Annotated in this window: 10 protein-coding genes and 4 tRNA genes; 9 read left to right on the forward strand and 5 right to left on the reverse strand. The window is 43.9% G+C overall.

The window, feature by feature from the left end; genetic code table 11:
- Window positions 1–7 precede the first annotated feature (7 nt).
- From viaA to dld, 5 genes are all read left to right on the forward strand, one after another.
- Window positions 8–1,462 (forward strand): ATPase RavA stimulator ViaA, encoded by a 1,455-nt coding sequence (viaA, locus tag L3V37_RS07950; protein ID WP_033907023.1) that lies wholly within the window; start codon window positions 8–10, stop codon window positions 1,460–1,462.
- 203 nt (window positions 1,463–1,665) lie between these two features.
- Window positions 1,666–1,739: transfer RNA gene (locus tag L3V37_RS07955), tRNA-Cys, on the forward strand.
- A 37-nt stretch (window positions 1,740–1,776) separates the two neighbouring features.
- Window positions 1,777–1,852: transfer RNA gene (locus tag L3V37_RS07960), tRNA-Gly, on the forward strand.
- Between the two features lie 239 nt (window positions 1,853–2,091).
- Window positions 2,092–2,994, forward strand: a complete 903-nt coding sequence (locus L3V37_RS07965; RefSeq protein WP_213966257.1) for a LysR family transcriptional regulator — start codon at window positions 2,092–2,094, stop codon at window positions 2,992–2,994.
- A gap of 382 nt (window positions 2,995–3,376) precedes the next feature.
- Window positions 3,377–5,083 (forward strand): D-lactate dehydrogenase, encoded by a 1,707-nt coding sequence (gene dld, locus L3V37_RS07970; RefSeq protein WP_086047351.1) that lies wholly within the window; start codon window positions 3,377–3,379, stop codon window positions 5,081–5,083.
- Window positions 5,084–5,223: 140 nt separating this feature from the next.
- On the opposite strand, the gene L3V37_RS07975 is transcribed toward dld, so the two are convergent.
- The 4 genes from L3V37_RS07975 to L3V37_RS07990 form a co-directional block, all read right to left on the reverse strand.
- Entirely contained in the window at window positions 5,224–5,532 is a 309-nt protein-coding gene (locus L3V37_RS07975) for an AzlD family protein (protein ID WP_017820198.1), read from the reverse strand.
- A complete protein-coding gene (locus L3V37_RS07980) occupies window positions 5,529–6,260 on the reverse strand; it encodes an AzlC family ABC transporter permease (RefSeq protein ID WP_017820197.1) in 732 nt (243 codons plus the stop codon). Before L3V37_RS07980 ends, L3V37_RS07975 begins: the two co-directional genes overlap by 4 nt.
- Before the next feature lie 311 nt (window positions 6,261–6,571).
- Window positions 6,572–7,801 (reverse strand): alanine racemase, encoded by a 1,230-nt coding sequence (alr, locus tag L3V37_RS07985; RefSeq protein WP_237306131.1) that lies wholly within the window; start codon window positions 7,799–7,801, stop codon window positions 6,572–6,574.
- Window positions 7,802–8,002: 201 nt separating this feature from the next.
- Window positions 8,003–9,634: a methyl-accepting chemotaxis protein gene (locus tag L3V37_RS07990; RefSeq protein WP_005375988.1), complete on the reverse strand. Its 1,632-nt coding sequence runs from the start codon at window positions 9,632–9,634 to the stop codon at window positions 8,003–8,005.
- A 550-nt stretch (window positions 9,635–10,184) separates the two neighbouring features.
- Here L3V37_RS07990 and L3V37_RS07995 point away from each other — a divergent pair.
- The 4 genes from L3V37_RS07995 to L3V37_RS08010 all read left to right on the forward strand — a co-directional run bounded on the left by L3V37_RS07995 (window position 10,185) and on the right by L3V37_RS08010 (window position 12,597).
- A tRNA-Leu gene (locus L3V37_RS07995) sits at window positions 10,185–10,271 on the forward strand.
- 36 nt (window positions 10,272–10,307) lie between these two features.
- Window positions 10,308–10,381, forward strand: a tRNA-Cys gene (locus tag L3V37_RS08000).
- 307 nt (window positions 10,382–10,688) lie between these two features.
- Window positions 10,689–12,212: an alpha-amylase gene (amyS, locus tag L3V37_RS08005; RefSeq protein ID WP_213972774.1), complete on the forward strand. Its 1,524-nt coding sequence runs from the start codon at window positions 10,689–10,691 to the stop codon at window positions 12,210–12,212.
- A gap of 130 nt (window positions 12,213–12,342) precedes the next feature.
- Window positions 12,343–12,597 carry a hypothetical protein gene (locus L3V37_RS08010; protein ID WP_005375990.1) on the forward strand — a complete coding sequence of 85 codons (255 nt, stop codon included), beginning with the start codon at window positions 12,343–12,345 and terminating at the stop codon, window positions 12,595–12,597.
- A gap of 74 nt (window positions 12,598–12,671) precedes the next feature.
- Here the strand turns inward: L3V37_RS08010 and L3V37_RS08015 are convergent, their stop codons facing one another.
- Window positions 12,672–13,460, reverse strand: coding sequence for a lipase (locus tag L3V37_RS08015; RefSeq protein ID WP_213987041.1), 789 nt, complete (start codon window positions 13,458–13,460; stop codon window positions 12,672–12,674).
- Window positions 13,461–13,466: the final 6 nt, after the last annotated feature.

A 13,466-nucleotide genomic window follows, 5' to 3' on the forward strand; every position in this document is an offset into this window, starting at 1 on the left:
AGACGACATGCTAGGTGCAGACGGACTTAACCTCGCGCTGATGGTGGCCGACTCTGGCATCATCGATAGCGCAGTTAATGATTTGATGGCGCGTTCACAAGTCATGATGATGGCAGAAAACCGAGGCGTTAAATCTTCGGTCAAAGGTCACTTGTTAAAGTGGCGAGGCAGCGTCAAAAAACGGATCACCAAGGTATGTGAGACAGAGCGCTTCCAACAAGAGCTGTCTTTATATCAAGAGGTTATTCATTGGGATGAAGAGGCGTTTTTTGAAAACATCGAAGATGTGATTAAAAAGCTGGAATGGCACTCTGCGTTTTACATGCAAGCTCGCCGAATGATGGAAAAGAACAAAGGGATGAATAACCCTATGTTCCCACATTACTTTTGTGACCAATGGTACCAAAGCCTCACCGATGCAATAAAACAAGCGCAAGTAAGCGAGCTTGAAGCCAATAAAGAAAAGGTGCTGAATGACCTGTATCAACGTATGGAAACCATGCGTAATATGGATAAAGTCACGGAGTCGGGTGATGCTGAAAGTGTAGGGCGCCTGTGGGATATGGCATCTGCCAAGTTGAGTAAAACAGACTTAACGGTGATGAAACGCCATGCTGAGTTTCTGAAGAAGCACCAAGGCTTGCAAGAAATTGCGGAGCAACTCGGTCGTATGGCGGGGCAAGTAAATGATCCTGAACTAAATCGTGCGCCCACTGAAGAACTTCAATTGGTCGAAGAGAAAAGTGATGAGGCGACGGATGATATTGTCGGTATTCACGAAAGCGATGATCTAAATAAGCTACTTCCCAACGAAACGATGTTTTTGGCGTATCCTGAACTTGAAGTTGTGTTCTATAAACACTTAGTTGATAAACGGCTCATGAACTATCGTACACAAGGCAAATCGCGCACGTTACGTAAAGTTAAAGCTCACCGACCTGACCATAAAGCGGTAGATATCGAAAAAGGCCCCTTCATTGTTTGTGTGGACGCGTCCGGTTCCATGAGTGGCTTTCCTGAGCAATGCGCCAAAGCCATGGCTTATGCTCTGATGCAAATCGCACTAGCGGAGCAACGTGATTGCTATGTCATTATTTTTTCTACGGAACACATTACCTACGAACTAACCAAACAAGATGGTCTGCGCGAGGCGGCGGACTTTCTAACTTATAGCTTCCATGGTGGTACAGACTTAGAGCCAACTTTGATTAAATCTATCGACTTGATGAGCGGTGATAAATATAAAAACGCAGACATGGTAGTCATTTCCGACTTTATCGCGCCAAAACAACAAGACGAGTTACTGGCCAAAGTGGATGCGCTCAAAGCGAAGAAAAACCGTTTTCACGCAATTAGCTTATCGAAATACGGAAATCCTGCATTAATGTCGATGTTTGATCACACTTGGTCTTATCACCCTAATGTTGTGGGAAGATTGCTAAAAAGGGTCAGCAACTATTAAACGCCTTAATGTTTCATGGGACAAAACGAACTGAAAGCTAGATTTATATTGCTTCGTTTTAAGCCAATAAGATCGAACTTTGGTCGAATTGACTTAAAAGAAATCAAACGAACAGAAAATGAAATATTTTTGTTTGACTATCTTCTCTCAATCCGTAAAGTAGCCACCAACGCAACGGGGTAGAGCCCTGAAGCGTAATAAAAGGCGCCTTGGCAGAGTGGCTATGCAGCGGATTGCAAATCCGTGGACCTCGGTTCGACTCCGGGAGGCGCCTCCATTATTCTTTTGAGAGCTAATGGCTTTCGAGAATAAATGCGACACTAGCTCAGTTGGTAGAGCGCAACCTTGCCAAGGTTGAGGTCACGAGTTCGAACCTCGTGTGTCGCTCCAAATTATTCAGATATGGCCATGGCGGTATCTCGATGCCAAGTGCATCAACTTAAAACCAGCGACAGCTGGTTTTTTTGTATCTGAAGACTAATAAATTCACACCATCTCTTTTTCATTACCTGTGAGCTTAGCAACCCCATCTCTGTCACGAGTTTCTGATATTAAGTGTGACCCGATGTTTCGCACCTCAGCCAATTTCAGTTTACAATACGGGCTTCCAAAGGATTTGACGAAGACGCATGAGAAATACCGACGATTACATCATTTTTTATCACTTGATCGAGCAAGGTTCATTTAGTGCTGCCGCGAGACATATGTCACTGACCAAATCGGTCGTCAGTAAACGCATTGCCAAGCTTGAACAACAGCTTGGTGTACAGCTTCTCTATCGAACAACGCGAACGCTAACGTTGACTGAAGCAGGACGAGCGTTTTTTACTCATGCAAAAGCGGTTTATCAAGCGGTGGCAACGGCGGAAGAATCCATTGTGGGTTTAGGTAAAAACTTATCTGGAAACATTAAAATTTCGGTGCCTACTATCTCTGGTGAATTAATTCTTCCTCAAGTGATTAATGAATTTAATCAGAAATACCCAGACATCAATATCGATATGGATCTAGATAATCGTTTCGTCGATATCGTGAATGAACGTTTTGATTTGGCAATTAGAACGGGTGTGTTGCCAGATTCTAGTCTGATTGCAAGAAAGCTGGTGGATGCGAATTGGATCATTTGCGCGTCACCCCAATACCTAGCTAAACATGGCATACCTAAACAACCTCAAGCCTTGGCTAAACACAATTGTTTAGTCTATTCCTACCAAGAAACCGGAGCGCATGAGTGGGCGTTTAAAGATGGAGACGAAGTATATCAAATCACCGTCGACGGTAATCTCTGTACCAACAATTCTTCTGTATTGAGAAATGTGGCGCTGTTAGGGCAGGGAATCATCTATGTGCCGCGTGTCTTGGTTTATGAAGACTTAAAGCAAGGCAGTCTGATTCAGTTATTTAAAGACGAAACCGCCAAATGTTTGGGTATTTATGCGGTATATCCTTACACTCGTCAGCAACCAGAAAAAATTAAGATCTTTATCGATCATCTATACACAAGCTTTCAAAGTCAAAACCATCGATTTTAAGCCAATGACTCAACACCGATCGTTATGTTGGTGTTGAGCTTATGTTTCCATCTTCATTTCTAAGAATCCTCTTAAATTTAGGGGTTTACGCTTCTCCTCGTTTTCTTCACTAATATTGATAACAAGATACCTCGCACAACTGTTAACAAATGGTTTTGCTATTGTTTCTTTTAAGAAACGGTCTGTTTCTTACGTTAAATTTCTCAAATGTGAAAGGTAAGTAACAGAAAAATAAAGAATTATTTTGTTTGTTGTTGATTGATTACGTATTGCTCGCCCGTCTGACATAGACGCAGAGAAATGGACTGCTTATAGTGGCTCAAACGCCATGCCTGCCGCTAAGCGGTGTTGTGAGCGAAGTACAATAACTAGAGATACGGATATGAAACAAAAGCAGCTGATTGAAGAATTTAAAGCCATCGTTGGGGAAGAAAATGTTCTAACCGACGAGGTTAAAACGAAATATTACCGCTCGGGGTTTCGTTCGGGTAGTGGTAATGCGCTTGCTATCGTGTTTCCTAACACTCTTCTAGAACAATGGAAGATTATTAAACAGTGTGTTGAAGCAAACTGCATCATTATCATGCAGGCGGCTAAAACAGGTTTAACAGAGGGCTCGGCTCCGAGTGGTAATGATTATGATCGCGATGTGGTTGTGATCAATATTACCAAAATCAAGAAGATTCACTTATTAGATGGCGGTAAGCAGGCGGTTTGCTTGCCTGGTGCGAGCTTACACTCTTTGGAGAAAGAGCTGAAGGCAGTGAATCGAGCACCGCATTCTATCATCGGTTCTTCATCCCTAGGTGCCACTGTGGTTGGTGGTATCGCCAATAACTCGGGCGGTGCGCTAGTTAAGCGTGGTCCTGCTTATACGGAACTGGCGATCTATGCGCAGGTGGATAAGCAAGGCCAGTTACATTTGGTGAACCACCTTGGTATTGAAGGATTAGGTGAAACGCCAGAAGAAATTCTAACAAACCTGCAAGAAGGGAACTTTGACCCAGCGAAGATCATTCATGATGAGCGAATGGCATCAGACAAAGAATACGATGAACGTGTTCGAGACGTGACTTCTGACATTCCTTCTCGCTTTAATGCCGATGAACGCCGATTATTTGAAGCCAGTGGCTGTGCTGGCAAGTTGGGTGTTTTTGCCGTTCGGGTTGACAGCTACCCAGTACCCGAAAAAGAGCAGGTTTTTTACCTTGGCACCAATGACCCTGCGAAACTAACGAAGTTGCGAAAAGACTTCTTATCTACGTTTGATGACTTGCCTGAGATGGGAGAATACTTGCATCGAGATATCTTCAACATGGCAGAGAAGTACGGCAAGGATGTGTTCTTATCAATCGATTTGTTAGGCACAGATAAGCTGCCAAAAATGTTCGCACTTAAAGCTAAGGTAGAAAACTTCTTAGAGCGCATCCCGTTTGTCAGTAAATATCTGCCAGACACCATTCTGTACTACGCGAGCAAGTTGTTCCCACAACATTTACCAGAGCGAATGCTGGATTTCCGTGACAAGTATGAGCATCACCTGGTATTGAAAATGAGTGATGGTGGTATTGCTGAAGCACAAAAATACCTCAAAGAAGTTTGGGCTGTTGAAGACGACTGTGATTTCTTCGAGTGTACGCCGGAAGAAGGTAAAAAAGCTTATTTACATCGCTTTGCAGCAGCAGGTGCAGCAATTCGTTACGAGACGATTCACCGAAAAGACGTAGAAGACATCGTTGCACTTGATATCGCTTTGCGACGTAATGATGAAGAGTGGCTAGAAACTTTGCCTGAAGAGGTGAGTAAGAACCTTGTTCAAGCGCTCTATTATGGTCACTTTATGTGTTACGTCTTCCATCAAGATTACATTTTCAAAAAAGGGACTGACACGAAGTTGATGAAAAAGCTGATGCTAGAGCACCTCAATAGCCGTGGTGCCAAATACCCAGCAGAACATAACGTGGGTCACTTGTATGAAGCCGAAAACTCGTTGCAGAAGTTTTACCACGAATTAGACCCAACCAATACCTTTAACCCTGGTATTGGTAAAATGGACAAATATAAGCGCAATTGTAACTGCTGTGCGTAATGTGCTGTCTCACTATGATTAATAATCGTTGTTCATCGTTAAAATGATGAGCATAAGATAAGCCCTGATGACACTTGTGACATCAGGGCTTTGTGTTTTGGGTCTTTTATTGATGACTGGTATCGGCTTTGAAACAACGACTAAAGAGCACGTACTGCAGCGGCGGCGATGATGCCTGCTGCGATTGCGGGTAGAGGCTTTTTCACGATGAACATGACAACGGCAGTAGAAAACAGTGCTGCTCTAGCACCGTTATCACCCTCTACTGCTAGCGGAGCTAAAAGGGCAACCAATACGGAGCCTGACATCGCAGTAATGAAACGTTGAACCCGTTCGCTAATTGGAATGAATGACATAACATACACTCCGCCCCAGCGGGTTATGAGCGTGACTAACGCCATAGCGATGATGATAAGCAGTGTGCCACCTAAGGTTGTTTCGATGTTCATGCTTTCTTCTCCTTCCAACAAGCACCCAATACTCCGCCAGTAATGGCGCCAACCACTACGTGGCTATTCTCTGGCAAATACCAATACGCCAACATAGAAGAGGCTGCTGCTATGGCCCAAATCGCAAAGATTCTTAAGTCTTTCGGCCCGGCTACCACCATAGACAGCAGGAAGCATCCCATAACCATATCGAGCCCTAGGCCCACCGGATCTTTGATTGCGCTACCAAAATAAATGCCGATCCAGGTGCCCACAATCCAAAAAGACCACATCGCTAAGCCGCCACCAACAAGCAAGCCAAAGCCTGGTTCTTTTCTACCAAATGCATTGAGTGCCATTGCCCAGTTAGCGTCTGATGCTACCAGCATTACACCGTAACGTTTTGTTGGTGGGAGTTGTCGTAACCATGGATAAAGTGTGGCTCCCATCAAGAGGTGACGAGCATTAATCGCAAATACAGTAATAAGTACTGGAATGAGAGGGACTTCTGCTCCCCACATTTCTAACGTGGCAAATTGTGAAGCACCGGCGAAGACCAGTGTGCTCATCAACATAGTGGGAAATACATCTAGTCCAGTCTGTACGGCAGCAACACCGAAAGCGAGGCCAAATATGACCACGAACATAGAGAGGGGTAAAAGTTGGGTGAATCCGTTCCAGACGTCAAGCCGATTAAATTCGTGCAACTCAGTGGAGGAGCGTTGAAGATGTTGAGTATTTTCTGTCATAGAGATACCTAGCTAGCAGGCAAAGGGGCAGTGCCATACGAGTGTGTTTGTTATTCTTTTGTAAACTTCATGTTTAACATCAATTAGAGGGGCTTTCAAACACTAAGTGCTATATAAAAATGAGCCATCCAAGCGGCTTTAAGAAACAGAGTGTAGAGAGTCGCACTTGGTAGTGCTAAAGGAGAGTAAAACAACAGAAATAGTAAGCTCTGTTTAATTGATAACATCACGAGCTAGTACAGATTAGTAAATAAGAAAGAAAGCGAGCACGAGGCTCGCTTTTTCGCTCTGTTACGAATAACTGAGTAGGTTTATTTTACGTAGACACGAGGGTTCGCGCTTCCCCAAACCGTGTATAGTTCAGGGAAGATGACTTCTGCGTGTTTTTCCATCTCAGCAGCTGAAATCGTTTTGCCTTGTTGGGAGCCAAACAAAACAACTTCAGAACCAGGCTCAACATCTTTGATACCTGTAACATCTACCATTGTGGTGTTCATTGAAGCAACGCCCGCAACTTTTGCACGTTGGCCATTGATCAGAACTTCTGCTGTATTCCCCATTTTTCGTGGATAACCATCAGAGTAACCAACAGGAATGTTCGCCATTAAGCTTTCTTTGCTTGTTGTGTAGCTGCTGTCGTAACCGACTGTGCTATTTTTTGGCAGGTGGTGAACGGATGCCACGCGTGTTTTGAAAGACACGATAGAAGGGTACTCAGGGTTAGTTGGTAAGTCTCCGTATAAAACGCCACCAGGGCGAACCATATCAAGCTGCGCCTCTGGAACATTAAGCGCGGTGTAAGAGTTTGCTACGTGCAGTAAAATGTTGTCGCGTTTTAGATTCGCTTCTTTAATCAGCCATGCAGAACTGTCTTTGAATGAAGCTAACTTTTGGCGCACGTCGTCTGCATTGTAGTTAGGGAAATGAGTCATGATACCAACAATATTAACGCCAGCTTGTTGAGCGATTTCTAGCGCTTCTTTCTTGCCCGCTTCTGTCGTCATATCAACACCATTACGTCCCATACCACCGTCGTTCAGAGCAAGGTGAACTTTGATTTCTTTACCAGCTTTCTCGGCTAGTTTAGACAGTGCTTTAGCTTGCTCTGCTGTGCCTATCAACTCTTCGACATTTAGGTCGATTGCGGCTTCAATCTCGCCAATATCCGCTGAGCGTACACGCATAAGTTGGCCTTTAAAGCCACTGTCGCGAACAGTTTGTGCTTCGGCGTTACTTGCAACGGCAACACAAGGAATTTGTTGTTCGATAATAGTCGGCATCAGGCCTGCGATACCATTGCCGTATGCGTCGGCTTTCATCACGGCACAAATTTTGGTTTTGCCATCCATGTGCGATTTAAAATGCTCAATATTATCGCGGAACTGACCTAAGTTTATTTCTAGCCAAGCGTTAGCACCTTGAACTTGCTCTGCTTTTGCTGCTGTATTGCTAATTTGAAGAGGAGCAGCAGTAGCTTGCATTACAGGAACCGCGATTGCAGCAGCGATAGTCAGTGATAGTAAGGTTTTATTTAAGCGCATAAAGTCTCCGTACGCGTTTTTTGTATTGGTTATGTTATTGAGTACTTGGGGAAAGTACCTGACGAAGTAAAACGCTCCAAGTGGTGCTTTGGAGCGTTTGTTAAGATAGTGATTTAATATATACCTAAATATACCTCAGTGATGACATTCTATTTAAGCAAATCGGGATTGATTTGGTATCTACTAAGGTATCCACTGAGTTTAACTCAGTTTAAAGCGGCTCATTACATCTTTAAGAGAAATGGATAGCTGGCTTAGTTCGCGGCACGCCTGTGCGGTTTGCTCTGAGCCCTGTGATACTTCTTGAGATGCCAAATGTATGTTTTCAATGCTGCGGTTAAGCTCTTCCGCAACAGAGTCTTGCTGGTTACAAGCCGTGGCGATTTGGGTACCCATGTCTGAGATGTCCGAAATCGAATGCTCAATGTCGCTCATCAGCTGTTTTGATTGAATGCCTTGTTCTGCACATTCTGAGATGCTGGTTCTAGAAAGTTCAGTGGCTGATTTTGCGTCTTTTGCAAGTGATTGTAGCTGCTCAATGATCGAAGTGATTTCACTCGTTGAATCTTGCGTACGGCCGGCAAGAGTTCGAACTTCGTCTGCAACGACGGCAAAGCCACGACCAGACTCACCAGCACGCGCCGCTTCAATGGCTGCATTAAGTGCAAGTAAGTTGGTTTGATCGGCGATGTCGCGGATAACATCCACGATCACGTTAATTTTATTCGATTGCTGTTCAAGCTCTGCTACGGTATCGCCTGCAGCGCCAATTACGTTTGAAACTTCTTGAATCGCGTCAACCATACCTTGGGTTTCACGAACACCGTGTTGTGTGCGGCGGTTTGCTTCGTTAGCTTGGTTCGCTGAGTCTTCAGTGTTACGAGCAACATCGGCTACGGCCGCTTTCATTTCTGTCATTGCTGTTGCGATGTGCGTAATTTGCAGCTGTTGATCTTTCATACCAGACGCAGAAATATCGGAGATTTGGTTCATCTCTTCGACAGCGCTGCTTAACTGAGTAACTGCAGCAATCACGTTATCGATAACTTGGCGTAAGTCATCTTGCATCTTAGTGGTCGCGTCTGCCAGTTCACCAAGCTCGTCATTGCCGATTGCTTTACGGTCAATGTCACTTGATAGATCACCTGTCGCGATGGCATTTGCTTGCTCAACAACAAGTTTAAGTGGGCCACAAATTAGGCGAGTCAGCACGTATGTCATGCCTACCATGATCAGTAGAATAATCACGTTACTTGCAATTGAAGAATTACTCAATCCATTTACAGAGGACAGGATATGAGTTTTGTTGCTGTCCATAGCTTCTTTAAGGAGACGGATTAGTTCGCCTAACTCTGAGTCAACCGCTTCGAAAGCAGACAAAGAGTTCGCCAAAATAGGGTGGGCCTTGCTTTTGTCGTTAGCTAGCATCGCTTCATTGTACTGGTCCATAGTAACCAAGTACTTTTTCCACTGACGCATAAGACGCTGGTAAGTTTGCTGCTCTTCGCCAGGCCAGATAGTTTCACCGTAAGCGTTGAGCTCTCTAGTGATCTTTTCGCGTTCTCTAATATTGTTAGAAATTTTAGTTTTGACTTGGTCTGCGTCTTCATAAGTGTACGCAGCAAATTGAGCTCGGCGCCAGCGAGACAAGTGATCTCGAATCGAATCGACCCTTTCCATTGCAGGAAGCGTATCGTCGGTATAGTTTAAAAGCTCAGATTTGATGCTTTTGAGCTCTGTAGATAAAAATACGCCAAATGCAATGTTGACGATGGCAATGAGTAAAAACGATAGCGATATCTTTTTCGCTATAGAAAGATTCTTGATAGACATTAGTGATATACCTTGTTTTTCTTATGTTGTGTCGCCAAAGTAAACCACATCCTTATATGTGATATATGTCCATTAAATTACTGCAACTCGTGTAACGTACCATTATTTATTGATATTTTCGATAATGAATTGAGCTTTGTTTGAAAATAAAAAAAGTCAATGATTTTATAAAGGTACGACCACATTCGATATAAAGTTATCGGTAACAAAATATGATGTTCTGTACGCAGTCGTGCCAAGAGTAGGGAATCAAATTGTTACAGATGTTACAACGATGAAAAGATCAGCGTTCATAACGTGATAGTCGCGTGTTTACCTCGAAGCAGTTACGGACACTAGTATGCGTATGACTTCATAGCTAATGAAAGGGAAAGGGTGCTTATTGGTCTAATTGAATGCCAAACGTACTAGTCAGATCGCTTTTTAAGCACTTAAATCAAAAAGATAAAATTTATTGTTGACCAGATAAATTAATCCGTTAAAGTACGCCTCGTTCTCACGGCAAAGGCCGCTGAGACAGATGGTGTCTAACCCATCGCATGATTGCGTTGCCCTGGTGGTGGAATTGGTAGACACAAGGGATTTAAAATCCCTCGGCGTTCGCGCTGTGCCGGTTCAAGTCCGGCCCGGGGCACCATCAAAATCTTTGGTGACAGAGATACAAAATCAGAAAGGCGCCTTGGCAGAGTGGCTATGCAGCGGATTGCAAATCCGTGGACCTCGGTTCGACTCCGGGAGGCGCCTCCACTATTTCGAAAGCCAGTCTTAAATGACTGGCTTTTTTCGTTTTTAATCCGCCTTTTCGTAACCCTTCGCGCTTTCCTAAAGTCTCCCATGTTTTGATCACCATTCAATATTTTTAACGCGCTAATTATTGATTTTATAAATGTTAGACAACTCAATAATTGTATAGTGTGATTGGTGATAGTTTCTCTTCGATTGTAATCCGAACTTTTTGTATTACAGGCAGCAACCTAGCTAGCGTCATAGTTAGTATCGCTTGGTGCGTATATGCAGAAAGGAGGATTCTAGTCCTTAACGTGAGAGAAAAATAATGAAAACATTCAACCTTAAACCTACACTTTTACCCTTAACTTTGCTGCTCAGTTCGCCTGTAATGGCGGCACAAAATGGCACCATGATGCAGTATTTCCATTGGTATGTGCCAAATGACGGTGCACTCTGGACACAAGTTGAAAACAACGCGTCGGCACTATCTGATAACGGCTTTACTGCGTTATGGTTACCACCCGCCTATAAAGGTGCTGGTGGTAGCAACGACGTCGGTTATGGCGTTTATGATATGTACGATTTGGGAGAGTTTGATCAAAAAGGTTCGGTGCGCACCAAGTATGGCACCAAAGATCAGTACCTAAGCGCCATCAATGCTGCCCATAAAAACAATATCCAGATTTATGGCGATGTGGTGTTCAACCATCGCGGTGGTGCGGATGGAAAGTCTTGGGTTGATACCAAGCGAGTAGATTGGAACAACCGAAATATTGAACTTGGTGATAAATGGATTGAAGCGTGGGTAGAGTTTGATTTCCCTGGGCGCAACGACAAGTATTCAAACTTTCATTGGACGTGGTACCACTTTGATGGCGTGGATTGGGACGATGCTGGCGAAGAAAAAGCTATCTTCAAATTCAAAGGTGAGGGTAAGGCATGGGATTGGGAAGTTAGCTCGGAAAAAGGCAACTACGATTACCTTATGTACGCTGATCTAGACATGGATCACCCTGAAGTGAAGCAAGAGCTGAAAGACTGGGGCGAGTGGTATATCAACATGACGGGTGTGGATGGGTTTAGAATGGACGCGGTGAAGCACATCAAATATCAATACCTGCAAGAATGGATTGATCACCTACGTTGGAAAACAGGGAAAGAACTTTTCACGGTCGGAGAGTACTGGAACTACGATGTGAATCAGCTGCATAACTTTATCATCAAAACTTCTGGCAGCATGTCTCTATTCGATGCACCGTTACATATGAACTTCTACAATGCGTCTAAATCGGGTGGTAGCTACGATATGCGTCAAATCATGGATGGTACGCTGATGAAGGACAATTCAGTCAAAGCGGTAACCTTAGTAGAAAACCATGACACTCAACCTTTGCAGGCTTTGGAGTCGACGGTTGATTGGTGGTTTAAGCCGCTCGCTTACGCGTTTATCTTATTGCGTGAAGAAGGTTATCCATCCGTGTTTTATGCAGATTACTACGGCGCGCAGTACAGTGATAAAGGGCATGACATCAACATGGTCAAAGTGCCTTACATTGAAGAGCTAGTAACACTGCGTAAAGATTATGCGTATGGCAAACAACATTCTTATCTCGACCACTGGGACGTAATTGGTTGGACTCGAGAAGGTGATGCAGAGCATCCACATTCAATGGCCGTGATCATGAGCGATGGACCAGGCGGCTCGAAGTGGATGTATACGGGTAAACCAAGTGCTCGCTACGTAGACAAGTTGGGTATCCGAACTGAAGAAGTTTGGACTGATGCGAATGGTTGGGCTGAGTTCCCAGTAAACGGCGGATCTGTCTCGGTTTGGGTTGGCGTTGAATAATCCATTCCTGTGATTTTGATACAGAGTAGGCAATTCTTGATAAAACTTTTCAATGAATCAATGTGTTATTTGATATTCATTCAACAAATGAGTAACTTATATTTGAGCATAATCTAGAGGAAGATAAAGAATGGAATCTATTGCTGATGTATTGGTTGTGGCTATTGTGTTCGGTGCCATATTTGGGGGCGGGATAATAAAGTTAATCTTGAACCATCGTAAAGAAGTAAGAGCGTTGGAGATATCTGAACGTAATACGATGAGCCGAGAAGAACAAGATAACCTTAACAAGCAAATTGGTGACTTGAAGCGACGTGTTGAAGTGTTAGAGCGAATTGTCACAGATAACAAATATCAACTTGAAAAAGAAATTGCCTCTCTGTAGATCACCACTTAATCGTAAAGCCGGCGAAGTCCGGCTTTTTCGTGTCTGTACGTCATACCTTTCGGATGTTTAACTCAGCGTTCATCAAAAAAGTCTTTGTCGCGAATGTATTTACTCATAAAGTGATAAGAGAACGGTCGCATTAGCCAACTAAATAAGGAGCGCCCAAGCCGTATGAGCGTTGGGGTGTTCTCGTATATTCTCCCGTTATATAACCATAGCATTTTGCCTACATGCCAATACAAAAAAGGTACGGGCGGCATAAAGGTCACGATGTCGATGTCGCAACAAATCCTGTATGTTTTGTGCCCCAAACGGTAGCGTTTCTTAAACGTCCAATCCCCGACAGCGGGCTGTCCGAAAGTGACCACGCGTTTAATGCTTTTTGGGTATTTTTTGTCAATATAGTCAGCAAAAACACTGCCAATCGCGCCACCTGAAGAGTGGCCAGTAATAGTGATTCTTTTCCCCCTGAGAATAAGTGGTACAACGATACCTTCGAGGCGTTCGATCACGGTCAACCCTAACCGATCTTCATTTCGGCTCGGTAAACTTTCTTGGAACAACAGATGATAGAAACCCGCGTGAATGCGATAGTTTAGTCCCAACCTTCGACAGCTTCTCGTCCACATCGCGAAGTTCAACAACCAATCACTGATACTGTGTGAGCCTTTAATCACTACGACCACTTCACTCTGTTTTTTACTCCAGAGCACGCGAATCATAATCTTACCGTGTTCATTTCTAATGACTCGTTGCCCATTAGGATCGAACCCGTATTGAGTTTGCCTGAAGACGCGAGGGTAGGCGAGATTACAAAGCACCGCATAGCGCTCGTATTGGTATCGTTTTAATGGTTTCACGTTAAC

Origin of the sequence: Vibrio sp. D54 (assembly GCF_021728075.1) — a bacterium.
In the GTDB taxonomy this organism is placed as follows: domain Bacteria; phylum Pseudomonadota; class Gammaproteobacteria; order Enterobacterales; family Vibrionaceae; genus Vibrio; species Vibrio alginolyticus.